Origin of the sequence: Chryseobacterium sp. (assembly GCF_022869225.1) — a bacterium.
In the GTDB taxonomy this organism is placed as follows: domain Bacteria; phylum Bacteroidota; class Bacteroidia; order Flavobacteriales; family Weeksellaceae; genus Chryseobacterium.
In genome coordinates this window covers 4,585,522-4,612,186 of record NZ_JALIHL010000001.1, presented here as the reverse complement: position 1 = coordinate 4,612,186, position 26,665 = coordinate 4,585,522, and the positions used below count along the sequence as shown (strand labels likewise).

24 protein-coding genes and 1 pseudogene are annotated in these 26,665 nt (G+C 37.5%); 11 read left to right on the top strand and 14 right to left on the bottom strand.

What is annotated here, in order from left to right; genetic code table 11:
* Positions 1 to 122: 122 nt before the first annotated feature.
* The 3 genes from MUW56_RS21505 to MUW56_RS21495 form a co-directional block, all read right to left on the bottom strand.
* Positions 123 to 734 carry a Crp/Fnr family transcriptional regulator gene (locus tag MUW56_RS21505; RefSeq protein ID WP_292015123.1) on the bottom strand — a complete coding sequence of 204 codons (612 nt, stop codon included), beginning with the start codon at positions 732 to 734 and terminating at the stop codon, positions 123 to 125.
* A 41-nt stretch (positions 735 to 775) separates the two neighbouring features.
* A complete protein-coding gene (locus MUW56_RS21500; RefSeq protein WP_292015122.1) occupies positions 776 to 1,372 on the bottom strand; it encodes a Crp/Fnr family transcriptional regulator in 597 nt (198 codons plus the stop codon).
* Between the two features lie 389 nt (positions 1,373 to 1,761).
* On the bottom strand, positions 1,762 to 2,646 hold the full coding sequence (locus MUW56_RS21495; protein ID WP_292015121.1) for a DMT family transporter: 885 nt from the start codon (positions 2,644 to 2,646) through the stop codon (positions 1,762 to 1,764).
* Between the two features lie 95 nt (positions 2,647 to 2,741).
* Here MUW56_RS21495 and MUW56_RS21490 point away from each other — a divergent pair, with 95 nt between their 5' ends.
* The gene (locus tag MUW56_RS21490; protein ID WP_292015120.1) at positions 2,742 to 4,154 is read left to right on the top strand and encodes a PLP-dependent aminotransferase family protein; all 1,413 of its coding nucleotides are present in this window, start codon (positions 2,742 to 2,744) and stop codon (positions 4,152 to 4,154) included.
* 11 nt (positions 4,155 to 4,165) lie between these two features.
* Here the strand turns inward: MUW56_RS21490 and MUW56_RS21485 are convergent, their stop codons facing one another.
* The 4 genes from MUW56_RS21485 to MUW56_RS21470 are packed head-to-tail and all read right to left on the bottom strand — an operon-like array spanning position 4,166 to position 6,127.
* The gene (locus MUW56_RS21485; protein ID WP_129057585.1) at positions 4,166 to 4,762 is read right to left on the bottom strand and encodes a Crp/Fnr family transcriptional regulator; all 597 of its coding nucleotides are present in this window, start codon (positions 4,760 to 4,762) and stop codon (positions 4,166 to 4,168) included.
* A complete protein-coding gene (gene ytxJ / locus MUW56_RS21480) occupies positions 4,762 to 5,139 on the bottom strand; it encodes a bacillithiol system redox-active protein YtxJ (protein ID WP_292015119.1) in 378 nt (125 codons plus the stop codon). Before ytxJ ends, MUW56_RS21485 begins: the two co-directional genes overlap by 1 nt.
* The gene (locus MUW56_RS21475; RefSeq protein WP_292015118.1) at positions 5,136 to 5,597 is read right to left on the bottom strand and encodes a DUF1569 domain-containing protein; all 462 of its coding nucleotides are present in this window, start codon (positions 5,595 to 5,597) and stop codon (positions 5,136 to 5,138) included. Before MUW56_RS21475 ends, ytxJ begins: the two co-directional genes overlap by 4 nt.
* Entirely contained in the window at positions 5,591 to 6,127 is a 537-nt protein-coding gene (locus MUW56_RS21470; RefSeq protein WP_292015117.1) for a YfiT family bacillithiol transferase, read from the bottom strand. The genes MUW56_RS21475 and MUW56_RS21470 overlap by 7 nt, the downstream gene beginning before the upstream one ends.
* 110 nt (positions 6,128 to 6,237) lie before the next feature.
* Here MUW56_RS21470 and pncA point away from each other — a divergent pair, with 110 nt between their 5' ends.
* Complete coding sequence (gene pncA, locus MUW56_RS21465; protein ID WP_292015116.1) at positions 6,238 to 6,843, top strand: bifunctional nicotinamidase/pyrazinamidase; 606 nt, start codon at positions 6,238 to 6,240, stop codon at positions 6,841 to 6,843.
* Between the two features lie 318 nt (positions 6,844 to 7,161).
* Here pncA and MUW56_RS21460 read toward each other — a convergent pair whose 3' ends face one another.
* The gene (locus MUW56_RS21460) at positions 7,162 to 8,082 is read right to left on the bottom strand and encodes a pseudouridine synthase (protein WP_367118572.1); all 921 of its coding nucleotides are present in this window, start codon (positions 8,080 to 8,082) and stop codon (positions 7,162 to 7,164) included.
* Between the two features lie 368 nt (positions 8,083 to 8,450).
* On the opposite strand from MUW56_RS21460, the gene aroB reads away from it, so the two are divergent.
* The 4 genes from aroB to MUW56_RS21440 all read left to right on the top strand — a co-directional run bounded on the left by aroB (position 8,451) and on the right by MUW56_RS21440 (position 12,796).
* Positions 8,451 to 9,497, top strand: coding sequence for a 3-dehydroquinate synthase (gene aroB / locus MUW56_RS21455; protein ID WP_292015114.1), 1,047 nt, complete (start codon positions 8,451 to 8,453; stop codon positions 9,495 to 9,497).
* Positions 9,498 to 9,774: 277 nt separating this feature from the next.
* Complete coding sequence (locus MUW56_RS21450; RefSeq protein ID WP_292015113.1) at positions 9,775 to 10,416, top strand: porin family protein; 642 nt, start codon at positions 9,775 to 9,777, stop codon at positions 10,414 to 10,416.
* A 281-nt stretch (positions 10,417 to 10,697) separates the two neighbouring features.
* A complete protein-coding gene (locus MUW56_RS21445) occupies positions 10,698 to 11,288 on the top strand; it encodes a porin family protein (RefSeq protein ID WP_292015112.1) in 591 nt (196 codons plus the stop codon).
* A gap of 803 nt (positions 11,289 to 12,091) precedes the next feature.
* Positions 12,092 to 12,796 (top strand): porin family protein, encoded by a 705-nt coding sequence (locus MUW56_RS21440; RefSeq protein WP_292015111.1) that lies wholly within the window; start codon positions 12,092 to 12,094, stop codon positions 12,794 to 12,796.
* A gap of 101 nt (positions 12,797 to 12,897) precedes the next feature.
* Here MUW56_RS21440 and MUW56_RS21435 read toward each other — a convergent pair whose 3' ends face one another.
* From MUW56_RS21435 to MUW56_RS21410, 6 genes are all read right to left on the bottom strand, one after another.
* Positions 12,898 to 13,845, bottom strand: a complete 948-nt coding sequence (locus MUW56_RS21435) for a glycerophosphodiester phosphodiesterase family protein (RefSeq protein ID WP_292015110.1) — start codon at positions 13,843 to 13,845, stop codon at positions 12,898 to 12,900.
* 203 nt (positions 13,846 to 14,048) lie between these two features.
* The gene (gene purF, locus MUW56_RS21430; RefSeq protein ID WP_292015109.1) at positions 14,049 to 15,548 is read right to left on the bottom strand and encodes an amidophosphoribosyltransferase; all 1,500 of its coding nucleotides are present in this window, start codon (positions 15,546 to 15,548) and stop codon (positions 14,049 to 14,051) included.
* 134 nt (positions 15,549 to 15,682) lie between these two features.
* Positions 15,683 to 16,405 carry a phosphoribosylaminoimidazolesuccinocarboxamide synthase gene (purC, locus tag MUW56_RS21425; protein WP_027372243.1) on the bottom strand — a complete coding sequence of 241 codons (723 nt, stop codon included), beginning with the start codon at positions 16,403 to 16,405 and terminating at the stop codon, positions 15,683 to 15,685.
* A 37-nt stretch (positions 16,406 to 16,442) separates the two neighbouring features.
* Entirely contained in the window at positions 16,443 to 17,138 is a 696-nt protein-coding gene (locus MUW56_RS21420) for a DUF3307 domain-containing protein (protein ID WP_292015108.1), read from the bottom strand.
* Positions 17,139 to 17,140: 2 nt separating this feature from the next.
* Positions 17,141 to 17,746 carry a SatD family protein gene (locus MUW56_RS21415; protein ID WP_292015107.1) on the bottom strand — a complete coding sequence of 202 codons (606 nt, stop codon included), beginning with the start codon at positions 17,744 to 17,746 and terminating at the stop codon, positions 17,141 to 17,143.
* A gap of 320 nt (positions 17,747 to 18,066) precedes the next feature.
* Positions 18,067 to 19,995, bottom strand: a complete 1,929-nt coding sequence (locus MUW56_RS21410) for an endonuclease (RefSeq protein ID WP_292015106.1) — start codon at positions 19,993 to 19,995, stop codon at positions 18,067 to 18,069.
* A gap of 192 nt (positions 19,996 to 20,187) precedes the next feature.
* Here MUW56_RS21410 and MUW56_RS21405 point away from each other — a divergent pair.
* The 5 genes and pseudogenes from MUW56_RS21405 to MUW56_RS21385 all read left to right on the top strand — a co-directional run bounded on the left by MUW56_RS21405 (position 20,188) and on the right by MUW56_RS21385 (position 26,559).
* Positions 20,188 to 21,326: pseudogene (locus tag MUW56_RS21405) on the top strand (acyl-CoA dehydrogenase family protein).
* A gap of 17 nt (positions 21,327 to 21,343) precedes the next feature.
* Entirely contained in the window at positions 21,344 to 21,841 is a 498-nt protein-coding gene (locus MUW56_RS21400) for a DinB family protein (protein WP_292015105.1), read from the top strand.
* 468 nt (positions 21,842 to 22,309) lie between these two features.
* Positions 22,310 to 24,985, top strand: coding sequence for a reprolysin-like metallopeptidase (locus MUW56_RS21395; protein WP_292015104.1), 2,676 nt, complete (start codon positions 22,310 to 22,312; stop codon positions 24,983 to 24,985).
* 433 nt (positions 24,986 to 25,418) lie between these two features.
* Entirely contained in the window at positions 25,419 to 26,126 is a 708-nt protein-coding gene (locus tag MUW56_RS21390) for a glycohydrolase toxin TNT-related protein (RefSeq protein WP_292015103.1), read from the top strand.
* A 13-nt stretch (positions 26,127 to 26,139) separates the two neighbouring features.
* Entirely contained in the window at positions 26,140 to 26,559 is a 420-nt protein-coding gene (locus MUW56_RS21385; protein WP_292015102.1) for a hypothetical protein, read from the top strand.
* Positions 26,560 to 26,665: the final 106 nt, after the last annotated feature.

Sequence of the window (26,665 nt, the reverse complement as noted above, 5' to 3'; positions counted from 1 at the left end):
TGAGTAGCTTTTTACAAGCGGTGACCAAAACTCCAAAGCGCTCTCAGAGTTTATATGAATTAATACATTAAAGATACTTCAAAATAAATCACTTACATATGATCTGGATCATATTGGCGATATTAATAGATAATTTTCCGGTTTTCCAACTTTACACTCCCTGCTTTTTCCATCTTTTTTAAAGCCCGGATCACTGTTTCTACCCGCAGACCCGTGAGATTGGCCAGCTCTTGTCTTGTAAAGGCCACCTGAAAATCTCCACAACGCTCTTCATGGAAACTTTTAAGATAATCCAGAAGACCTTCTAAACGGCGGATCGGACTTTGTGAAGCCATATTCTGCATCATCCTTAATTTATAATAGATCTCCTGGGAAAAGCAGGCATTCATTTCCAAAGAAAGATCAGGATGTTCTTTTAACATCTCTATAAAATTGATTTTAGGGAGTCTAATGACCCCAGAAGTTTCAATACATACCGCATTCATAGGATAGGCATGTTCAAGAAAAAGAAGAGTTTCTCCAAAACTTTGGTTCTTTCTCAAAATATTATGAATAAATTCTTTTCCTTCTTCATTGTAGTTGTTGAGCTTCACCTTCCCATGGACGACCTGGAAATAGTAAAGCGCATGATCTCCCTCTTTAAAAATAGTTTCTTTCGGTTGATACATCTTATCTTCCCCACCAAATGAGTACAGAAGATTTTCGTCGATATTCATACAGCTTATCCCTTTCATAATTTCATTTAAGATTCTAATATAAAAATTAAAAGTTGAAGTTAATATAAAATTTTACGGTTCTCAATTTTTACGATTTTTTCTCTTTCCATATTCTTTATCGTCCTTATTGCTGTTTCCACGCAGAGTCCTGTAAGACTGGCCATTTGCTGTCTTGTGAGCGGAATTGTAAAGGAGTATGGGCTTTCATCATCCTGAAGGCTTTTAAGGTAATCCATAAGTCCTTTAATTCTTGTACTCGGATTTTGAGATGAAATATTCTGCATCATAACGAATTTATAATAAAGACGTTGTGAAAGAAAGCTGCTGACTTCCAAACAAAGCTGAGGAGATTCATTCAGCAAAGCAAAAAAAGCTGACTTATGAAGTCTTAAAACACTGCACTCTGTGAGGGTCTCGGCATTCATTGGGTAAGGTTTCTTTATAAATAGAATAGATTCACCACAGCTCTGCCCTTTCGATAAAATATTCTGTATAAACTCTTTTCCCTCTTCATTGTAGTTGTTGAGCTTTACTTCTCCACTGATAATCTGATAATAATAGTTGGGCGTATCTCCTTCACGGAAAATGCTTTCTGAAGGCTTATAATCCCTTATTTCTGCTCCCGCCGAATGTAAAATATTTTCGTCAATAACCATGATAATTGTTTTTTTGGTGTTGTTTTCTTCTCTTGTCTCTTAATCTCAGTAAAAATATCATTGGTAACTGATTGGTACATCAATGCAAATATTAAACCCTATTGATTGGCTATCGTGTTAAATAAAGTTAATTTTTTTGTTAATTTCAATGCATTTTAAGAATATTACACAATTCAGCTCAATATAAATGTCTTATTTTTTGTAAAATCAAATTTACGTATTGAGTTGATTTAATGATGAATTGGATACAGAAACCCCCATTTTCATACTATGAAAATGGGGGTTTAAACTGATATCAGGAAATTTTTTACATTTTTACTATTTCTTCTCCCTTTACCTGCATGAATGCCTGTTTTTCTATTGCCGGGACCATATTTCTTTGGTCAGGTCTACCTGGCAAACTTTTTTGTCCCTACGACACATAAAATAACTCCAATGGTAACACCCAGCATACCTACGCTTACCTTCTCATGAAGCAGATAGGCCGCCAGGGCTAATCCGAAGAAAGGCTGCAGCAGCTGAAGCTGCCCAACGGAAGTAATTCCCCCCTGCGCCAGTCCTTTATACCAAAATATAAAGCCAATAAACATACTGAATAGGGAGATATAGCCTAATCCGAACCATCCCTTAAAGCTTACCGTTTCCAGATTGGCCGGAAAATAGATAAAAAATAAAGGAAACATTACAGGCAGTGATAACACCAGTGCCCAGGAAATCACCTGCCATCCGCCTAAAGTCTTTGAAAGCTTAGCGCCTTCAGCATATCCCAATCCGCATAAAACAATAGCCAGCAGCATCAGGACATCTCCAATCGGGGATGCTGAAATCCCCTGTGAAAAGGCATATCCTATCACCAAAACACTTCCGATAACCGAAAAAAACCAAAATATAGGATGAGGCCTTTCTCCACCGCGGAACACTCCAAAAATAGCTGTGGCTAAAGGCAGCATTCCCAAAAATACAATAGAATGGGCAGAAGTAAGGTATTGTAGTGCCAATGAAGAAAGTAACGGAAACCCTATAACACATCCGATTGCCACCAGAACCAAAGAAAATAGCTGATCTTTTGCAGGGCGTTTTTCTTTATACACCAGCAAAACAGAAAGAGCCAATAGGCCTGCGATCACAGCACGGGCAATCGTTACAAATATTGGGTCCATCTCCATTACCGCCAGTTTGGTAGCAGGCATTGAACCGCTGAAAAGCAACACTCCTATGAAACCGTTGATCCAGCCGCTTACCGCCTGATCTTTTGAAATCGTATCTGTCATCATTTTTATAAGTTTTAATTGATGCATCAAAATTAGAAAGGATAATTAAATAAACACAGTACCAGTTTTGTATATTTGCATGAGTACAGTTTAAGAAAATGAGTAAAGAATTTTTATATACAGAAATAGCAGACGGTATTGCCAGCCAAATCAGGAACGGAGTTCTTAAAGCCGGAGACAAGCTTCCATCGGTAAGAATGCTTTGTCATGAACATCAGGTCAGCATGAATACAGCGAAACGTGTTTTTCTGGAGCTTGAGTCTCTTTCGCTGGTTGAATCTAAACCGCAGTCCGGTTACTTTGTAAGCCCGCTGCTGTCTGTAAAACTTCCACTGCCCGAGGTGAGCCGGCCTTCTTTAATTGCCAATAATGATGAACCTGATGAGCTGATCAGCAAAGTATATGAAAATATGGGAAGGAAAGACCTTACCTTCTTTTCAATAGGAATTCCATCCGGTGATCTTCTGCCGCAAGCGAAATTGAAAAAAGAAATTATAAACGCAACCAGAGAACTGAAAGATGGCGGAACAGAATATGAAGAACTCCAGGGCAACCTTAAGCTGAGAAGAATGATTGCTTTCCGTTCTTTGCAATGGGGTGGAAATCTCAATGAAAAAGATCTGATTACGACCAACGGAGGGATGAATGCTTTGTCTTTCTGCCTGATGGCCTTAGGAAAACCCGGAGACACCATCGCCATTGAGAGCCCCTGCTATCCGGGAATTCTGCAGCTGGCCAACGGATTAGGCCTGAAAGTTCTGGAACTTCCTACTCATCCAACCACCGGTATAGAAATTGAAGCCTTAAAGAAGCTGATCCCTAAAATTGATCTGTGTCTTTTAATTCCCAATTTCAATTCTCCTTTGGGAAGCTGTATGCCGGATGAGAATAAAAAGGAGATTGTAAGAATTTTGTCAGAATACAATATTCCATTGATCGAAGATGATGTGTATGGAGATCTTTATTTTGGCTCTGCCCGCCCAAAATGCTGTAAATCTTTTGACCAGGATGGAAATGTATTATACTGCAGCTCAATTTCAAAGACGCTGGCTCCGGGATACCGTGTAGGCTGGATTGCTCCCGGCAGATATAAAGATAAAATTTTAAAACTCAAACTTCTGCATTCCACCTCTTCCATTTCGATTGTAAACGAGGCTGTAGCGAATTTTCTGAAATCCGGAAGATATGAAAAACACCTTCAGCAGCTCCGCAAAACTCTACAGATCAATTACCAGAATTACGTTCAGACCATTGCAGAGTCATTTCCTGAAGGAACCAAAACAAGCCGTCCCCAGGGAGGATTGTCTCTGTGGGTGGAGTTTGATAAAAAAATCCGTACCACTGAACTTTATGACCTGGCCATCAAAGAGAACATAAGTATTGCTCCCGGAAGGATGTTTACCTTTCAGGAGCAGTTTCAAAACTGTATGAGACTCTGTATTGGGCTTCCATGGTCGGAAGAAACACAGGCCAAGCTCAGACAGGTCGGAAATCTTGCAAAAAAGATTTAATACTTATCCTTTTATTTATTATCCGGAACGAAATTTTTTCTTGCCAGTTCTTTTCTTACCCGGCTTAAGCTTTCAGGAGTGATGCCAAGATAAGAGGCAATCATCCATTGGGGAACTCTTAACAATAAATCCGGATACATTTTAATGAATTTCATATATCTTTCTTCAGCAGTTTCGCCCAGCAGGGAATTGATCCTGTTTTGGAGACTTCTGATATGTTTCTGAAGCAAAAAATCACTTCTCTCAATACTGTTTGGAAATTGCTCCACCAGTTTATTGAAAAAATCAGGGTGCAGAAACAGGACTTCTGAATCTTCCACCGCTTCTATATAATAATTGGACTTTTCATTAAAGTAAAGGCTGCTTCGGTCTGAGATCAGCCAGCTTTCAGGGGCAAACTGGATGATGTGCTCTTTTCCATTTTTATCAATGGAATACATCTTTATAAGCCCTTTTTCTACAAAGAATATATGTCTGCATATTTCGCCATACTGCAGAAGAAACTGGTTTTTAGGAATCTTCTTTACTTCATAATGCAGGCTGCAGGTGTTCACACTTTGAAGCGGAACATTTAATACTTTGGCTAAATAATTATTTATATTTTTCATTATACAATCTGGCTTAAAGAAATATCCTCATGGGAAGAACTCTTGATAGGCTTTCCGTTTTCTATTACAATTAACTGCGGGCTTTCGTGCCTTATTCCAAGATCAGCTGCAATTTTGTTTGAGATAGCCCTGTGCGCCAGCAGATCCAGATAGTACAATTCTACGGAGGGTCCTGAATGCTCAACTTCTTTTTCAAAGTTTTTCAATACCGTTCTGCTGATAAAGCAACCTGTTGAATGCTTGAATATAGCTATTCTTTGGTGATAAGAACTTTCAATGGCTTTCGCCAGGTCTTCTTCAGTCTCTATCTTTTTCCAGAAAGATTTTTGGTCAGGGGTTTCACTTTTTCCACCAAATATTTTATCAAAAAAACTCATACATTAAATTGTTTTAAATGATGATCAAGATGTTTATATTCTAAAAATTCCCAGTCTTTTTCAGTCATGTTTCCGAATAATCTGTGGTCGTTCGGCAGGCTTTTATTTTGGCAGGCCTCCCGAAATTCCTCCAGTGTTTTCAGTAGATTGGTTTTTGATTCATCAAAATCACACTCAAAATTAACGATTAGTTTTTGAAAAGTAGGCATATTTCTGGGAATTCCATTATTGAAAACATACATTTCCTTTTTGGTAATGATTCCTATTGTCTTAAAAAGAGTGTTAATCCGGGGAAGTTCAATTCTTTGCAAAGCTACCTGAAGAACCAGATCACAATGCTTAAGCATCTGACATACATTCATTTTTCCCCATTTTCCGGGAGAATTTTCGGACAATCTGGAAATCCTTTCTATAATTTCCTTATCATATATTGGATTATTAAGACTTTTTCTTACCAACCTTTTTCTTTCTTCAAATTTTCAATATGGGCGAAATGATGATTACAATGCCAGGCATACAAAGCTAGACTGTTTCTAAGATCATAGTCTTTGTTGTGCTCAGGATGATGGAATGTCCTTTCAAACTGCTTATTGGTAAGACTTTTAAGAAGTGTGGTCCATCTTTGGTGAGTTCCTTTCAACATTCTCATCGCTGGCTTTACAGGCATATGAAAGCTGTCCTGAAGTTCTGCCCATTTGGCTTCGTCGTAAGGTTTAATGATCGGATTATCCTCTGTAAGAGCCAGTTTAAAACGAATAAAACTGTTCATATGGCTGTCTGCAAGATGGTTGACAAGCTGCCTTACCGTCCATCCTCCTTCTCTGTAAGGAGTATCCAGCTGATCATCCGTAAAATTTTCAATGAGATTTTTTAGTCTGCCAGGAAAGTCTTTAATGACTTTAATATAGGTATCCAATGTAATGTCACAGATGTTTTCAGGAGCTTCAAACTGTCCTATTGGAAATTTTTTGTTCTCTAAGTCACTCATTGCTCAGGGTTTTAATTTTTAAATATTGCCGATTTGTCCGATAATTTATTTTTGGACAATTTTTTGTGTATTAGTTTTGTAAATTTATCAAAAATTCGAGAAATCTAAATATGAAAAAAGCGTTAATAATAGTCGATGTACAGAATGATTTTTGTGAAGGCGGAGCACTTGCAGTCCCTGGAGCGAATGAAATTATTCCCTACATCAATCTTTTGATGGAAGAAAATGAATATGATCAGATTGTTTTAACCCAGGACTGGCACCCTGTAGGACACAAGAGCTTTGCAAGCAGTAATGGCAGAAAAGTGGGAGAAAACATCATTTTAAACGGAGTTCCGCAGTTTATGTGGCCTGATCACTGTATACAGGGAACCTCCGGAGCGGAATTCCATAAAGATTTAAACAGAGACAAAGTAACCCACGTTATACAAAAAGGAAAAAATCTTGAAATTGACAGCTATAGCGGATTCCAGGATAATAACCATTTTATGAAAACCGGATTGGACGATTTTTTAAAGTATCACGATATCCAGTTATTGGAAATTGTAGGATTGGCAATGGATTATTGCGTAAAATTCACCTGTCTGGATGCGGTAGCCAACGGCTATGTGACCTGCCTGCATTTCAACGGAACCCGTGCCGTCAACGTAAAGCCTGATAACGGAAGGGATGCAATCTATGAAATGATCGAGAAAGGTGTTACCGTACTCGGGTAACTGATGAATAAAAAGCTCTGGCAAGGTTACAATTTAGAAAACTTACACAGCTTCTAAACAATTACAATATGTAAACATTCACCATTCTTCTTACAGTACAGAATATGAATGCTATCAAAAAACAAGAAGCGCAGAATTATTCTGTGCTTCTTTATTTTAAAAATTAAGGTTATCTCAGTATATTACCTTTTCCATTCCATAAGCATCCGAACAATAATTTTACTTTTTTACGGATTTAATGTTTCCGGTATAAAAATAAAAGACGCTGAAAAACCGATCAGCGTCTTTTGTATTCTTAAAACCTTAACTTTAAATAAATTAAAGCATTTTAAGGTTATTCACTTCCAGTTCTGTAAGAATCCTCCAGTGTCCTCTCTTAATGTTCTTCTTCGTCAGTCCGGCAAACATCACTCTGTCTAAAGCTTCCACTTCATATCCTAACCTTTGGAAAATTCTTCTGATAACACGGTTCCATCCAATATGGATTTCAATTCCAATCTCATTTTTAGGCTTTCCTTCAATGTATGAAATCTGATCTACAACCGCTACTCCTTCATCAAGACGGATTCCTTCTGCGATAAGACGTAAATCTTCACCGGTAAGCTTCTTGTCCAGGGTCACATGATAAATTTTTCTGGCATCAAAAGAAGGATGCGTCAGTTTCTTAGTCATGTGTCCGTCATTTGTCAGCAAAATAACACCTGTCGTTGAACGGTCCAGCCTTCCCACCGGGAAAAGTCTGTAAGGAGAAGCATTTGCCACAAGATCCATTACTGTTTTTCTGGCCTTGTCATCTTTCGTAGTAGAAATATAACCTTTGGGTTTATTCAAAAGTACATAAACAGGCTTTTCCGGAGTAATATTCTGGCCGTCAAAAACCACTCTGTCCGTTTTCTGTACCTGATATCCCATTTCATTCACTACTTTGCCGTTAACTTCTACCAGTCCCTGAGTGATCAGCTCATCAGCTTCTCTCCTGCTGCAGATTCCGGAATTAGCAATATACTTATTAAGACGGATGCTGTCTTTATAGACGTCCTTTTCAATCTTATTCAGTCTTCTCTTCTGTACAAAAGATTTTGCTCTGTCCTCATTTCTTTCATCACCGTTAGAGGGTCTTCTGCCGTACTTCAGACTGCCTCTTTCATATTTATCTCTTGTATCAAAGTTTTTCCCGCCTCTTTTTGAAGCAGATTTTCCAAAAGATTTTTTCTCATAGCTCTCACTTTTATTGGTAATGTAAGGTTTTCTCTCAGATTTTGAGCTATTGTCTTCATTGGAGCTTTCAAAGCTTTCTGTATTTTTCTTGAAAGGTTTTTTATCAAATTTTGAATTGGACCCTTTGTGTTCTGAACCTTTTCTTTCTCCATCCTTGGAAAAAGGTTTCTTAAAAGGTTTTGATCCTGAGGAATTTCCAGATCTGGAAGCACGAGAATCATCAGAACTTTTTCTTGTTGAAATTCTTGGTCTCTTTGGTCTGTCTGAATTATTGTTATCTCTGCTCATTCTAAAAATTTCTGCAAAGATAGTAATTTAGTTACGAGTTAAAAATTAAGAATCATAACTTTGCAATATAGTTTACTTTTTAACTTTACATAAATTTGAAGATGATAACAATATTAAACGATAATTTCTCCCAGCTAAACGAGTTTCTGCACGAAAAATCTTTCAGTAAAATTTTTATTTTGGTAGATGAAAATACCCACGAATATTGCCTTCCTGTTCTTTTGGGGAATATGGAGACTGATCTTGGATTTGAAATTTTAGAAATTGAAGCCGGTGAAGAAATGAAGAATATCCAAACGGCGAATCAGCTGTGGGAAATTCTTACAGAAATGCAGGCGGACAGAAAAGCACTGGTCATCAATTTAGGCGGCGGAGTGATTACCGACATGGGAGGCTTTGTAGCGTCTACCTATAAAAGAGGAATACGGTTTATCAATATTCCTACTACCCTTTTATCCATGTGTGATGCCTCTATAGGAGGAAAAACAGGGATTGACCTGATGCACTATAAGAATATGGTGGGGACTTTTGCATTCCCGGAGCAGATTTTTATTTATCCGAAATTTTTAGACACCCTACCTTTTAAAGAATTGAGAAGCGGATTTGCTGAAATGCTTAAACACGGGCTGATTGCTGATAAAGCACATTGGGATCAGCTGATTCAGATCCATAAATTGGAGGTTGAAACGGTGATTCCGCATATTCAGGCTTCTATGAATATTAAACAGGAAGTGGTAGAAAAGGATTTTCATGAGAGAGATATCAGAAAGACCCTGAATTTCGGGCATACCATAGGTCATGCTGTGGAAAGCTTATGCTTACAGCAGGGAAATCCTATTCTTCACGGAGAGGTTGTTGCAATGGGGATGATTTGTGAAGCTCATCTTGCCTGTCTTGAAAATCTTATTTCTCGGGAAGACGCAAACTCGATTATCGAAAACATTCAGAGATACTACCCGTACTTAGACATCAGTGATTTTAAAGATGAAAATATTACCGCTTTATTACTGAATGATAAAAAAAATACAGACAGTAAAATCAACTTTTCTCTTCTGTCCGGGATCGGTTCATGTACCTATGACCATCAGTGCAGCCAAAAAAATATTCTTGAATCACTATCTTTTTACCGAAAACTGAATGATGCGTAATCCTTATGTAAGGAGATTGAACCTTGTCGTAAGATTATTTTTGACAAATTTGTCAATTTAGAACCTCTATAAACAAACGTTTAATTAACTTCGTAAATCATTTATAATCAATACTATAAAAACAAAACTGCTTATTTCCTAAGCAGTTTTTTTATTTATTTTACCTTAAAAAATATTTTTGGCAAGCAATTTGAAAGATACTCTGCGTCCGACTGAAAAAGTGGACAGTAGTAAAATTTAAAATTAAGAAAGAGTAAAATATTAAAAAATTAAAGTTATGAAAAAGTTAATTTTAGGATTAGCAGTAACTGCAAGTACATTAGCGTTCGCACAACAACAAACATCTACTAACCCGGTAACATTTGGGGTAAAAGGTGGAATGAACGTTTCTTCACTTTCCAACGGAGCAGACTTAAGTGACTCTAAATCCAAAATCGGTTTTAATGCAGGTGTTTTTGCTAATATTCCATTAGCAAGTTCATTCAGTGTACAACCCGAAGTTATTTATAATGACCTGGGTTCAAAAGTAACAAGAGAATTTACAGCAGGGGGAAATACGTATAGAAATGAATATTCAAGAAATCTTGGATATGTTGCAGTACCGGTAATGTTCCAGTATAACGCAACTCCTGAGTTTTTCCTTGAAGCAGGTCCGGAATTCGGATTCCTGGTAAGTGCTAAGGATAAATTTAAAAACTCAACGAACAGTAACAGCAGCACTCAGATTGCAACCCTTAATAAAGATGATTTTCAAACATTCAACTTTGGGATCGGTATCGGAGCAGGTTATTATTTCATTCCTAACTTAGGAATTACAGCAAGATATACAGCAGGTCTTACAGATATTTACAAAAACAACTCTGGTGACGCTGTAAAAAACAATGTATTCCAGGTAGGATTAGCTTATAAATTTAAATAATAAGCTTCACATTCACTAACAAATTTTATATTCAATAGAAAAGATCAGATTAATTTTTTAATCTGGTCTTTTTTTATTGGATTTCTTAAAATATGTTAAACACATGATCACTTTACTTTTTAAAAATTTGATAAAAATAGCAGACCATATAAAGATCTGAATGAATTGATCAATGTATTACTGATTATTAAAAACTTAACAACAATTTAAAAAAAATTGGCATATAATTTGATAGTAAACAAAATGTTAAACAAAACTTAAAAACTATTAAATAAATACTTATGAAAAAGATTCTTTTAGGCCTGGCTCTTGTAGCAGGTACTTTTACTTTTGCACAAAAAACTTCTACTAATACTTCTGCATCTTCTCCTATTAGATTTGGTTTAAAAGCCGGTCTTAATGTTTCCAGTCTATCCAATAGTGACTGGAATTCAAAAGCAGGATTCTATGGAGGTGTATTTGCAAATATCCCTGTAGCTCAGGATTTCTCAGTTCAACCGGAAGTTTTATACAGCGGAATGGGAGCAAAAGCTAAATCTAACAGTGATGTAAAATTCAACTTAGATTATATCGCAGTTCCTGTAATGTTCCAGTACAATGCACTTCCTAACCTCTATTTAGAAGCAGGACCTCAGTTCAGTTTCTTAGTGAGTTCAAAATTAAAAGGCAACTCAACGTCTCTAGATGTTAAAGATGAAACTAAGAGTTTTGATTTTGGATTAGGTCTTGGAGCCGGTTATTACTTCACTCCAAACATCGGGGTAAATGTAAGATATGTTGCTGGATTATCTGATATCGCAAAAAACAGACCTAACGGTTCTGATTCTGTGAAAAACGGAGTATTCCAAGTAGGATTGGCTTATAAATTCTAATACGAGTGTAGTAACAAATTTTTATATCATAAAAAAGTCAGGTTATTCTTTAACCTGACTTTTTTTGTACTCAACTTTGGCAAGGAATTTGTAAACTCAATACTAATTGTACCACATAATCATATTCTTGAATTGTAATTCCTGTTTTCCATATTTAAAACAATATTCCTGTAAGATTTTCAGCATTAGTTTATAATTTCAAAGATTCATATCATCTGTATGACATTGAAATGGTTTTAAAATAATGAAATACCATATGGATTTTAGAATAGATTAAGATGGAAATAGTTATTTAGTAATACATTTTGATTTCAATAGAAAAGGTCGGACTTTATTTTAAGTCTGACCTTTTCACTTTTACGATTAGCCTCCGGCAATCCCTTATCTGTTTCAATAGAATTAAATGTCTGCTATGTTTCCTTCTCATTCCAATGTGTAATCAACTTTTTGGCACAGCGATCAGCATAATAGCATCCTAATAATATCAGATTATACTATCCTATTTTTCATATTAATCCTATATTATAAGTATATAATTCAAATAGCCTTGGATAAAACCTCAATATCTGACTATCTTCCTGTACATTATTCCTTAGTAAGGGATATTTCAAATTAAAAGAAATTTAACTTAAAATTTATCATAAAAATTCAATATCAATTGAAATATTTTACAAAAAATAGAAAAATACAGTTGTTTTTAAATATTCAAAACCCGCTATATATGCCTGTAAATAAAGGTTTTCTGAGTTTGGCAAGCAATTTGTAAAATAAAGAAGCAAATAGTAAAATTAAAAAAAAGAATTATGAAGAAGTTATTTTTAGGACTGGCGTTAACAGCTGGAACATTAGCTTTTGCTCAGGAAACACAAACTGTCAATAGTACGTCGCCACTTAAAAAAGATGCTCAGCCGGTAAGATTCGGTATCAAAGCGGGTGGAAACTCAGCCTACCTAAGCCAGCAAAGCTTTGGTTTGAACAGCCAAAAACTAGGTTTTCACGCTGGGGTATTAGTGAACATTCCACTTTCCAAACAATTCAGCCTGCAACCTGAGGTACTATACAACCAAATGGGAGCAAGAGATGTAGCCTATTCAACAGAGGTGACTAACGGAAACACTACCGTAAAAACCAAAGGACAGGATAAACTGACTATGAATTATATTTCAGTTCCTGTAATGGTTCAGATGAAGCCTTTTGATGGTTTCTATATTGAAGCAGGCCCGGAATTCAGTTATTTCCTGAATGGTAAAACCAAAGGGGAAGCTACTGTTGCAAGTACTACAGGCGGTGTTACAACGACAACGACTCAATCTCACTCTGAAGACCTTGAAAAAGATAATATCAACAAATTCAACTTTGGTCTGGGACTTGGTTTAGGGTATGATATCACCCCGAACATCGGTATCAATGCAAGATATGTAAACAGCTTGACAAAGATCGATAAAAATACCCCTGCAGCTGACAGCAACAACAGAGTATTTCAGTTAGGTCTGAACTATAAGTTTTAATTAATCAATAACCAATTTTTTAACTCCAAATGCATGTATGCATTGTAAAATGGCCGGAAGAATTTATTCCGGCCATTTTTATTGCGTAAAAAAGTAAAAATTTATTCAAAAATCCGGGGATCATCACTGATCACTCCATCTATTCCCATCCCTTTTAATTCCTGCAGCCTTTCTTTAGTATTAACGGTCCATGGTATAACTTTCATACCCAATGCGTGGCATTGCTCTATCAGTTCGGGGGTAACGAGGCTATGATCAGGACTGTAAATGGTAGGAGTAAAGCTCAGAAATTTCATATCCGCTGCTACTCCATCCAGATGATGGGGATATAGCCTGAATTTCTCTACAGGTATATTTTTGAAATAAAAGCGCTGCTGCGCCAGTTTTTTATCATCCACTTTTTCTACCAGCAAAGCCGTCATTATTTTAGGATATTCCTGATGAATAATCTCCAGGGTTCTTGGATCAAAAGACTGGATAATAACCCGGTCCTGGATTCCTTTTTCTACAATGACCTTCATCATCAGGGCAACAAACTCTTTCGGTTCAGGGTGAAAGATATTGTCTGAGAAAGGCCGGGTTTTGGTTTCTATATTATAAAAAGGCAAAGGTCTCTTCAGCTCCCGTGAATAAGTCTCACACGCATCTATTACCTCTGAGAAAAGAGGTTTCCGGGCCCTTACCTTCTTCTGATCAGGATAATTGTTCAGTCTTTTTAAGCCCACATCAAATGTTTGAATCTTTGCATAAGGCATATCATAAATTTTATAATAAAAACCTGAATCTTTTGGAATAGAAGTACCGTCAGGTTTTGTGGTCAGTTCAGGAGAGAGAAAAGCATCGTGAGAAAGAATTACTTTTTTATCCTTTGTGATAGCCAGATCCATTTCCAGCGTGGTAACGTTCATTTGTAAAGCATTCTTCATTGCCGGGATCGTATTTTCCGGGTATAAAGATTTTCCTCCCCGGTGGGCCTGTTTATCAAAAGCCTGTCCGGAGTACAGCTGAGCAAATACAAGAAAAATACCGGTAAAGAATGCGTTTTTCATATCCTGAAATTTTAATTTTATAAAATTAAAACTTACCTGTGTATTGTGTACTACCGGAATATTAAGCTTCTGCTAAATTATCTCCTTACTTATAGGCTGAGATGATAAAAAAAGCATATCTTCGTAATGATATAGATCCGTTTACAATGTAAAAGAGTCAGGTAATATGATACCCGACTCTTTGTTTTTATTTGAGAATATGTTTAACTGAATAATTCTACCTCCTCTCCTTTTCCTACCGGATATTCTTCGGTAAAACAACCGAAGCAGTGGTTGGAAGATCCTAAAATCTCTTTAAGGTTTTCCGTACTTAAAAACTCCAGAGAATCTACTCCTAAGTAGTTTTTAAGTTCTTCCGTACTCATATTGGCAGAAATCAAATCATCTTTTGAAGGGGTATCAATTCCTAAATAGCATGGAGCAATAATAGGCGGCGAAACACTTCTGAAATGGATCTCCTTCACTCCTGCATCTTTTAAAATTTTAACCAGCCTCTTGGATGTTGTTCCACGGACAATAGAGTCATCAATAATAACTACTCTTTTATCTTTGATCTCAGAAATAATGGGGTTAAGCTTCAGATTCACTACCCTTTCTCTCATTTCCTGGGTAGGAACAATAAAGCTTCTTCCGATATATCTGTTTTTGATCAGTACCGGGCGGAAAGGGATTCCTGAAGCTTTTGAGAATCCGATAGCAGCGGGAACTCCGGAATCCGGAACTCCAATCACCACATCAGCATCTACAGGCGCCTGCTCCCAAATCTTCTCCCCGGATTTTTCCCTGATCTCGTAAACATTAATATTTTCCAAAGTAGAGTCAGGTCTAGCAAAATAAATATATTCAAAAGAACAGATTCTCTGCTTCCCTTTCTTTTCATCCACCATATAAGAATGAAGTTTTCCAGGTTCATTTTCATTGGTATAGATAATCTCTCCCGGAAGAATGTCACGAACATATTGAGCGCCCACTGCATCTAATGCTACAGATTCTGAAGCTACCACATATGATTTCTCATCAATTGCTCCTAAAACCAATGGACGGATCCCATTGAAGTCCCTGAATGCAAAAAATTTATTTCTGGTCATTCCTACTACAGAATACGCTCCCTTGATTTTTTCCATGGTCGCTTTAATAGCCCCGCGAAGTCCTAAATCAAGGTTTTTCTGGATCAGTCTCAGGATCACTTCAGAATCGGAAGTCGCTCTGAACACTACGCCTTCAGCTTCCAGCTCTGTTTTTAATTCTTTAGCATTGGTAAGGTTACCGTTATGCGCTATAGAAAGTATAATCTGATCATATTCGTTTTTTGCGAAAAATGGCTGAAAATTATATTTCTTTTTATCTCCTGCAGTGGTATAGCGGGTATGCCCGATTGCAGAATTTCCCATAAAAGCCTCAGGTTCCTGAATGTCTTTATAAACGTCCAAAACCAGTCCTTCATCTTTCATATTGGTGATCTTTCCATTTTTTAAAACGGAAATACCACATGCCTCCTGGCCTCTGTGCTGTAATGCAAAAAGTCCGAACTGTGAAAGAGAAAACGTATCCAGATCATTGTCAGAATACAATCCGAAAATCCCACACTCCTCATGGGGAGCATCCAGCCTTTCTTCCTCTTGCGTTCTGAAAAGATTTCTTCCGTACGTCTGGTCTTTAAACTGTTTTAAATATTCACTTTTATGAATGTCTAAACTTTTCATTTCTATTTTTTCTAATTGTAGATCTTAGAAGTCAGATTTCAGATTTTCAGACTAAAACTAACTTCGGTTTTGATTTTGTTTTACCTAACAAATTGTTTTCAGCTGTCGATATCTGATGTCTGGCATCTGAAATCTTATTTCTGCAGAAGATTTTTAAGACGGTTATAGATCTCAACATAAGCTTCTGTAACTTCACCCAGGTCTCTTCTGAATCTGTCTTTATCCAGTTTCTTCATTGTATCTTTATCCCAAAGTCTGCAGGTATCCGGAGAAATTTCGTCCGCTAAGATGATCTCACCATCTGAAGTTTTACCTAATTCGATTTTGAAGTCTACCAGAATGATATTGATTTTATCAAAAAGATCGATAAGGATTTCATTGATATCGGAAGTCAGTTCATACATTTCGTCAAGCTCTTCATAAGTAGCCGCTCCCAAGAAAACGGCATGGTGATCGTTGATAAGCGGATCTCCCAATTCGTCCTTTTTATAGCAGATATCAAAAATTGTTACCGGAGATTTGATGCCTTCTTCCACTCCAAGTCTTTGTGCCATACTTCCTGCAGAGTAGTTTCTTACCACCATTTCTAAAGGAATAATAGACACCTTTCTTACCAATTGCTCTCTTTCGTCCAATTGTTTGATGAAATGAGTTTTGATCCCTTTTTCATTTAAGTATTCAAAAATAAGGGTGGTGATGGCGTTATTCATCTCTCCTTTCAGATCAACCTGACCTTTCTTTTGAGCATTAAATGCTGTAGCATCGTCTTTGAAACGTACTACTACTTCATCAGGATTATCGGTAGCAAATACTTGTTTCGCTTTACCCTCGTACAACATTTCTTTCTTTTGACTCATAATTTTACTTTTCTAAATTGTAGTTAGATTTATTGATTTATTTAATTATAATTCCTGTTAAGACAGCCAGTCCAAAACTCAGCAATGTACCGATCAGTACATATTCCGTAAGTTTTCGCTGTTTTGCCTGTGCAAGGTCACTGAACCTGAAAACAGATTTGGCAGCCACCATGAAACCTACGCCTTCCCAGTGGTTCACCATAATAAAGGTGAAAACCAGCAGACGTTCTAAAATTCCGATATATTTTCCGGCACTTGTTAAAGATTCGGTTTGTATATTGTTTTGTGCATCAGGAACAGGAGTCCATGATGACAGCAGTATTTTGATAAACACGGAAGCAGGCGTTGTGAGAAACAAAGCTGCCATGATGATCTTTAAGATTTCCTGGTTTTTTAAAAAGCTGAAATCAAATTCCTGAAAATAAAAAGAAACTCCGCTGATTACCAGAACATGCAGCAGCTGATCTATGAAAAACCATCTTTTTTTGGTTTTTACATTCTGAAAGCTCAGCTTTACAGCATCAATTATAAAATGAGAAACTCCTATCAGAACGGCTACCCACCAAAGTTGTATGTCCCAAAGGAAAACAAGACTTAATACCGTGTGAATCAGAACATGAAAGTATAAAAACTTACTTTTAAGTTTATGGTTCTCCTTATCTGCAACCCATGAATTTGGCTGAAGAACAAAATCTCCGAGTAGATGTGCCAATATGAGTTTAATAAAGATCATGCTTAAAGTTCTGAGATTTTCTTTTTAAAATACTGGTTGGTTTCAACGATGAGCTCATAGTTGGCTCGTTTCAGCCTCTGGCTTACAGAAGACTGTGAAATAGTAAACTTCTTGGCAAGATCTTCCTGCGTGATATCCTGATTCATAATCATTTCATGAATGATCTCTGAAGTAGCCATAGTCCAGTTGTCAAAGTCTTTTGATGACCATTTCAACAGGATATTAAGATCTCTGTCTACAGACTCATTTGAGGTTTTGATAGCTACTGTATGACCATCATTCTTCAGGTCGTTCAGCAACCTTCCGGAATGAACATACGCGGTACCATTGGATTCAGTGATCTTCTCAGAAGAGAAACTTTCCTCACCGATGCCTATGGCCATTCTTACATCTAAATTTTCCTGACTTTTAATAAGGGATTTTATGGCTAGGAAATGCCAAAATACGTCATCAATACTGCATTTGAACTGAAATTCGTCTCCTCTGTAGATCTCCCATGTCTGAGGAGTGCTTCCCCAATTTTCGAGAAGATTCTTGAGTCTGGTGATCCAAACTTCCGTGTCCGCATGCTGTGAATTTATAATATCACCGGTAATGACCGCTATCATACTGCAAATATAAGCATAATTACTTATAAATAAAAAATATAAGCAGAAACCCTTATAGATATTGATTATTAGTGAATATGCTTATATCGATGATCCTGTAAACATAAGGTTTTTAACCTGTTATCAGCAAACCGGAAATGATAACAAAGACAAAAATCTGATGATTTTTTTGATCATCAGGAAAGATTAACTCTAACTTTTATCTTTAATTTTTATGAGGAAGCTGTTTCCCGCTATCCGCTCATACTCCTCGCTCCCATGATGAAGCCATCCCCTGCTGCGGGGTAACCGCTTCTATCGGGGCTATGAAATAGTACTTTTTACTTCTTGATAAATTGCTGAACCTGACCATCAAGTCTTAAGAAATAAGTACCGGCAGGAATCGTCTGAACAGAAATATTTTTCTTATTCCTGAACGGATCCTGTTCAGTATAGATCACTCTTCCTGATAAGTCAATAATCTGGGCTGTTTTTATCCTATCCGTTTCTCCGCTTACAAAAAGATAGTCATACACAGGATTCGGATATATCATAAGTCCTTTGTTATGAGAAGTGATCAGTTCTGCAGTTGATAATGTTCCGCCTAAATTCTGGCAGTAATTTGCCGGATAAGAATCCCATTCACTGATGTTAAAGGTGTCGGTTGGCTGGTTAATGCTGCTTTTTCTGTATAAAGAAACGTTACCATTGCTGTTGACAGTATATTTTACTCCTATCGCATCTACGGTAACTGTTTTATTATAGGCAAGCTCTACATAATTCTCTCCTCTGAAGGTCATAGGATCCGAAGCCGTTACAAATTTGGCCTGATCGTTGGAATAGCATGATAAGTTAGCTTTAGGATTTAAAATAACAACACTTTCATTGTTCCCTATCTTCCCTTCCAGTTCGTAGGTATCGGCCCGATAAAAAGCTCCGGTATTTATATTTTTAAGATGGATATTAATCCTGTAATCGTTCAAATTGACTTCATGCCCTGTTTTATTAATGATTTCTAAGGCATTATTACTAACGGTCGTATTGTTTGTCCCTGAAATATACTTAGCAATCATAAGATCCTTCATATAGGAATCTGTGGCAGATGTTGTCGCGGTAACTGTATTGCTAAACGGAGATTCCAGATATCCTTTATCAAAAGCCTTTACTGTAAAAGTGTACGTTGTGGAAGGAGCAAGATGATCGATACTTATGGAAGTGCTTTTAGTGGTTGCTACAGGAGTTGCTGAACCATTCATATACACTCTGTAGCCCAATACATCGTTATCAGGAGAGGAAGTCCAGTTTAAGTGAACAAAGTATGCGTTTTGCTGGGGTGAAGCAAGGCTGCCGGGAGCAGTTGGGGCTATGGCATCCGGTGTTTCAGACCAAATCACATCTACCCATTCCGGATGATCAATAAATGGATTCCTGTTTTTTTGTATTGCATATACAGCATTGTTTCTGTCAATCTCTCTCTGCGATACAGGATCTAACGCATTCCATTGTTTCAACATAGCAATATAGGGTAAATCAATAGCCCTTTCTTCAGTTCCGTCAAGCGGACATTGATCCGTTGCAGGGGTTATTGTTGCTGACGTAGTATATGCTGTGTTGAATGAGCCTAATTTTCCTTCATACCTGACTGCAAAATACAATAAACTTCTTGCGATATCTCCCTTAAATTCATCAAGAGGTTCATATACCCTTCCCACATAAGGATAGTTGGGAATTGCAGCATTGGCTACCCTGGAACCATTGGTAAAAATATAGTGGTTGGTGTTCCCTCCTTTTCCATAAGGGTAATTTTTTCTTAACTGATTGATTCTGGCATCAGCAGGTATTATAAAGTTCAGATCTGAAAACATAGGATAATCACTGATGGTTTTACCCGGTTCAAGCGTAGTGCTAAAAGTACTTTGCGGCATCATATGTTCTTTATTGTAGCCTAATCCTTCTGCCGAGGCACCTGCGATTAATTGATCTACCTTATATTCATAAGCGTCAGGGCCTGCAGGTTTCTCAGAATAAATATCCAGCAAGTATTCTGTATTTGAACCATCATGATCATAATATTTATCAAGATCAGTCTGGCTATAGAATGCCTGAATAGTTTCATAATGCCAGTTGATATTTTTCCGGGAAATAATATCATGCACCTTTGATTTCAGTGCATAACCGGTTAATCCGGCAGTCCCGTTATAATATCCGGCCGGCAATTGTGCTGAAATACAGGAAGAAATCAAAAAAATAGGAAATAGAAGTTTTTTCATGCCTTAAAAATTGGGAGACTAAAATAGTGAAATAAAATACGTAATCTATAGAATATTTTATTATGAAAATATTAATTTTTTAAAATATAAAAATTTGAAAACTAATACTATTCAAGCTAAAACAAAAGGTTTGAAATATTTTTTTTGGCTTTCCGTCAATTTAATTATCTTTGGGAACTAACTATTATCTATATGAATACAGAGACTATTGACAACATCAAAATGATAGCGGAGACAGCTAGAGAATTTGCGGAGAAGAATATCCGACCGAATATTATGGAGTGGGATGAAAGCCAAACCTTCCCAAAAGACCTGTTCCACCAGTTGGGAGAAATGGGATTCATGGGAGTTGTAGTTCCTGAGCAATACGGCGGTTCCGGATTAGGATATCATGAGTATGTTACGATTCTGGACGAGATTTCTCAGGTAGATCCATCAATTGGTCTTTCTATAGCAGCCCATAATTCTCTTTGTACCAACCATATCTATGAATTTGGAAATGAAGAGCAGAGAAATAAATGGCTTCCTCAGCTGGCTTCAGGAAAAGTGATCGGAGCCTGGGGATTGACAGAGCATAATACAGGTTCAGACTCAGGAGGGATGTCTACTACCGCTGTAAAGGACGGTGATGAGTGGATCATCAACGGAGCCAAGAACTTTATTACCCATGCCATTTCAGGAGATATTGCGGTAGTCATGACCAGAACAGGCGAAAAGGGTGCTAAGAACAATTCTACTGCTTTTGTTTTAGAAAAAGGAATGCCCGGCTTTACTTCAGGAAAAAAGAAAATAAATTAGGAATGCGTGCTTCCGAAACGGCAGAATTAATTTTCGACAACGTGCGTGTACCGGACTCTCATCGTTTAGGTGAAGTGGGTGAAGGGTTCAAGCAGGCTATGAAAATTCTGGACGGAGGCAGAATTTCTATCGCAGCTTTAAGTTTAGGAACCGCAAGAGGAGCTTATAAAGCCGCTTTAAAATATGCCAAAGAAAGACATCAGTTTGGAAAACCAATTTCAGATTTCCAGGCAATCAACTTTATGTTAGCTGATATGGCAACAGAAATTGATGCTGCTGAACTTCTTATCCAAAGAGCATCTACACTGAAAAATGCTAAGCAGAAAATGACAAAAGAAGGAGCTATGGCAAAGCTGTATGCTTCTGAAGCTTGTGTTAGAATCGCTAACAATGCAGTTCAGATCTTCGGGGGTTACGGGTATACAAAAGATTTCCCTGCAGAAAAATTCTACAGAGATTCTAAGCTTTGCACCATTGGCGAAGGTACTTCTGAGATCCAGAGACTGGTTATCGGAAGAGATATTACAAGATAATTTAAATCTCAATACAAATGATTAAACAAGCTCTTTTGGGTGAATTTCTGTATGAAGCAGAAAACACAAGAAAAATTTTAAAAGCAATCCCTGACAGCGCCTTAGACTGGAAACCGTCTGAAAAAAACTGGACAACCGGCCAGCTCGCGTCTCATATTGCAGAAGTTTATAACTGGTATGCCCCTACTTTCAATCAGGACGTTTTTGATATGGAGAAATACGGGTATGACAAAGGAGATATTTCCAAAGCTGAAAATATCCTTGCAAAATTTGAAGAAAATGTAGCTAATGCACAAAAAGTATTAGAAGAATCCGACGAAAGCACTTACTTCAACGAATGGAAAATGGAAATGAATGGAAACGTTCTTTTTCCGCCTGCTCCAAAAATTCAAGTGATCAGAGGCTTTTTGTACAATCATTTGTATCATCACAGAGGTGAACTGGTTGTCTATTTAAGATCAACAGGAAATAAAGTTCCCGGACTTTACGGCCCCACTGCTGATGACAAAATGTAATTAGAAATTAATTTATTTGAATAAGAAATGACACGCATATTGATGCGTGTTATTTTTTTTGCATTTATACCATATTAGCTTATTATTTCAATCATATTTAATGTATTGCATAATATTTTGAACAAATAGTCTAAATTTTTCTTAAAAATATTTGTTTTTCATAATATATTTTTTATAGCTTTGATATTCCACAATTAAAATTAATATTTAATATGAAAAAACAATTAACCCTGATTGGAATGCTCCTCATTACGGGCATTTCCTTCGCACAGACAGACCGTCTTTGGTCAGAGAGCTCTAGAAAAAATTCTTCAGAAATCTTTGAAAACAAATCCAGCATTAATAATCCCAAGGTATACAGCCTGGATATTAACGGATTGAAAAGCGCTCTGGCGAGAGCTCCCAAAAAGACTGGCAGTCGGCGAAAAATCAGAAATCATCATTTCTTTTCCAAATTCCGAAGGAAAAATGGAAAACTTCAAAGTAAGAGAAAACTCCAATTTTGCTCCTGAACTGGCAGCAAAGTATCCGGATATCAAATCTTATGTGGGAGAAGGACTTGGTGATTCCAATTCAACGGTATACTTCAGCATCTCTCCACTGGGACTGTCTTCAATGGAAGTATATGGAGACCGGTCTGCGGTATTCATTGAACCTTATTCTAAGGATCTGTCCACTTATGTTGTGTACAGAAAATCTGATAAGAAAGATGATCTGAGTAAATTTGAATGTACGGTTATTGATGTGGCAAAAAAAGGCGCTGCCAATGCCGGACTTGCCGCAAGACCAAATGCCGATGATGCCAAATTAAGAACATTCAGACTGGCATTATCCTGTACCGGAGAATATACAGTCTATTTCGGAGGCACAAAAGCTCAGGCAATAGCTGCAATGAATAACACAATGACCCGTGTAAACGGTGTTTTTGAAAAAGATTTCGCAGCAAGAATGGTTCTGATTGCCAATAATGACGCTGTCGTTTATACCAATGCTTCTACTGACCCTTATTCTGCTGCTTCAGGAATGAGCAACTGGAATTCTCAGCTGCAAAGCACTTTAACTTCTGTAATTGGTGAAGCCAATTATGATATAGGGCATTTATTCGGTGCTTCTGGAGGCGGAGGAAATGCAGGCTGTATCGGCTGTATCTGTGTTAACGGCTCAAAAGGAAGCGGCTACACCTCCCCTGCGGATGCGATCCCTTCAGGCGATAATTTCGACATCGACTATGTAGCTCACGAAATGGGACATCAGTTCGGTGGAAACCATACGTTCTCTATGAGCAACGAAGGTACGGGAGCCAATATGGAACCGGGATCCGGATCGACTATTATGGGATATGCCGGAATTACAAGCCAGGATATCCAGCCCCATTCTGATGCATTCTTTCACGCGATAAGCATCCAGCAGATCACTAATAATATCAAGGCTAAAACCTGTTCTGTTAACACCAATACCGGAAATTCTATTCCGACAGCTAATGCCGGGCTAGATTATACGATTCCTAAAGGAACGCCATTTGTACTGACCGGAACAGGAACGGATGCCGACGGCGATTCTCTAACATATATATGGGAGCAGATGGATAACGCGTCATCTTCCCAAACCGGAGCAAGTTCCGCAGCAAGCGCTACCAAAGCTTCCGGTCCTAATTTCAGATCATGGGCCCCTGCAACAGTTCCTGTGAGATATTTCCCTAGAATGGCTTCGATACTGACAGGAGCGACCACAACTGCCGGTTCGGAAATCACTGTAGAAGCGCTTTCCTCTGTAGCAAGAACTTTAAACTTCAGATTTACGGTTCGTGACAATAAATCCGGAGGTTCCGGAAATAATTCTGATGATGCTGTAGTTACAGTAAACGGAACTGCCGGCCCATTCGTTGTGACCTCTCAAAATTCAGCAACAACCTATACGGGAGGAAGCTCCCAAACTGTTACCTGGGATATTGCAGGAACTACTGCAAATGGCGTAAATACGGCAAACGTAGACATTCTTTGGTCAACCGACAGTGGAAATACATGGACCACTTTATTGGCAGGAACACCTAATGACGGGTCTCAGGCAGTAACAATTCCTAATTCGTCAACCAGCTCGGGAAGAATTATGGTAAAAGGAACGAATCATATTTTCTTTGATGTTAATAATGCTAATATCACGGTAAATGCAGGTTCCGGAACTCCGGATACTACAGCGCCTACAGCGCCTACCCTTGCGGCTTCCGGTACAACAGCAACCACGACCAACCTTTCCTGGTCCGGGGCTACTGATAATGTAGGCGTTACAGGCTATGATGTATATCAGGGAGCTTCACTGATCGGTTCTACCGCCTCTACAACGTATACGGTAACAGGACTTACTCCTTCTACAACGTATTCTTTCTCTGTGAAAGCTAAGGATGCAGCTGGAAACGCATCTGTTTCAAGCAATCCGGTAAGTGTAACCACTCTTTCCGGCGGAACAGTTTCTTATTGTTCTTCTTCAGCATCAAATACCGCTGATGAAAGAATTGGAAATGTAAAATTCGGAACAATCAACAATACTTCTACGGGAACTGCCGGATATGAAAACTTTACCTCTATCTCTACCAATGTGACAAGAGGAACTGCCTATACCATTTCGATCACTCCGGTTTGGACTTCTACGGTTTACAGTGAAGCTTATGCAATATATATTGATTACAACGGAGATGGCGACTTTACAGACAGCGGAGAGCTGGCATGGTCAAAAGCCGGATCCACAACCACTCCGGTGACGGGATCTATCACAATTCCTGCTACGGCCAGTATTGGCTCTACCAGAATGAGAGTGATGATGAAATACAGCTCTGTTCCAACTTCTTCTTGTGAGGCATACACGTACGGACAGGTGGAAGATTATACACTGAATATTGTTTCTTCCGGAAGAGGCGAATTATCCGGTTCTAAGGATCTGATCACTGATATTAAACTGTATCCTAATCCTGTAAAAGATGTACTATATGTTTCCAACACTTCTTCTGAAGACTATACAATCTTTGACATGGGAGGGAAACTTATTGATTCAGGAAAACTGCAGAGAGGTTCTGTCAATGTAAGCAAACTTATTAAGGGAGCTTATATGATCCAGGTAGGTGAATCATCCAAAAGATTCATTAAAAATTAAAGACCTTAAAATTAAACAATGTGAAAAAAAGGCTGCCCTCAACAGGGCAGTTTTTTTATGGGAAAATTTCATCACAGCCAGTAATCTCTTAATGAAATCAATATATAAACATAAATTATCATTAAAAAAAACATTATAAAAGAAATTAATTTATTAATAATATATTATTTAAATAAAAAACTAAATTTTAATTTATTTAATTTAAATTTACAGCCCAATACTATTCCTGTATTGTACCGTTTACCCAATCTGTATTTAAGGGGAGCATTATAATCGTTGTCTTAACGATTGGGCGATCTATTATTTTTTGAACATATTCCCTGGTGAGCATTGATCATCAGACCCTATTCTCTTTATTATGATTCAAAACGGTATACTGCCTTTCTGCCCTCAAAATACTTGAATACATTCTTACATAATTTAAACCTTTTATATGAAACATTTATTTAAGTACATTTTTTTTGTAACCATGGCTGCTTTTTCAATGGCCTGTAGTTCAGACAGAGAAGAAGAAATTGACAACAATCCTGTCACAATCGTATTCTACAAAAATGCTGATGATTTTGCATTAACGTATGATCCATCCGGAAATGTAGGACCGGCGATGAGAAATCAGGCGTTTGATTTGTACAAGCAAGGTAAATGGGGTGAGCTGGAGGCTCTTTTTAAAGCCAACAATCTGAATGGTGGATGGCCGCCAGCGAATGGAGGGTATAATATTGTAGATGATGTTTCCATTCAGGCCGGACAAAAGTTTGACAGATACAGTGGCGCCGTTGGAAACTATAACGGAACGGGAGTTCCTACTTTAGGAGGGAGTTTTACAAGCCCAATCATCAATGGATATGTGTATACTTTCACCCAAAGAGCATTAAATCAAGATGAAAATAAATATGATTTTTATTATGAGATTGATGTTCTGAATAATTTACTACCTTTCAAGTCGCAGACTGCAGATATTATCCCATGGTTTAATCAGGCCGGCAACGGCAAGCAGACCATGTGGAAAATTCCGGTTGATATCACAACAGGCTATCCAAAGACATGGAATAAGCTGGCAGAAGAAGGATATATAAAAGTCACCATTAAAAAGAGCCCAAGCGGAAAATATAATAATCTGGTAGGAACAGTGATTCAGTAATTAATAAGCTCAGATGTATTCAATAACAAACAAAATAAACATTGGCAAAAAAGCCCTTATTCAAAAGGATTTTTTTATTAATGATGAAATTTCTCCCTCAGCAGCCACAAAATTCACCTGTAATGGCTGCGGCCATGAAAACAGCATTGAAATAGTTCCTTATCAATCGGGATTTCCTATTCTTCAGCTGTATCATGAAAATAAAGTAGTGTCCCAGGATGAATTATTAAAAAACAGAATGGTTACCGAAACTTCACCGGGAATGCTTTATTTTGGAAAATTAACGCTAGATAATTTACCTACTTTATACTTTGGGACGGATTGCCCATCCTGCCATTCAAAATATATCTGTGTATTCAGCTATGGCGAAAAGCAACCGGGATTGACCGTTTTACATATCTCAGGCGTTTGGAAATATGAAGTACCGGAATAATATATGCTGAACATACACCCTAATTTCTTAAAAAACAAAAACCACAACTTTAAAATTGTGGTTTTTTTGATAAAACGGGAAGACTGAAAGTTTATATTATTTAAAC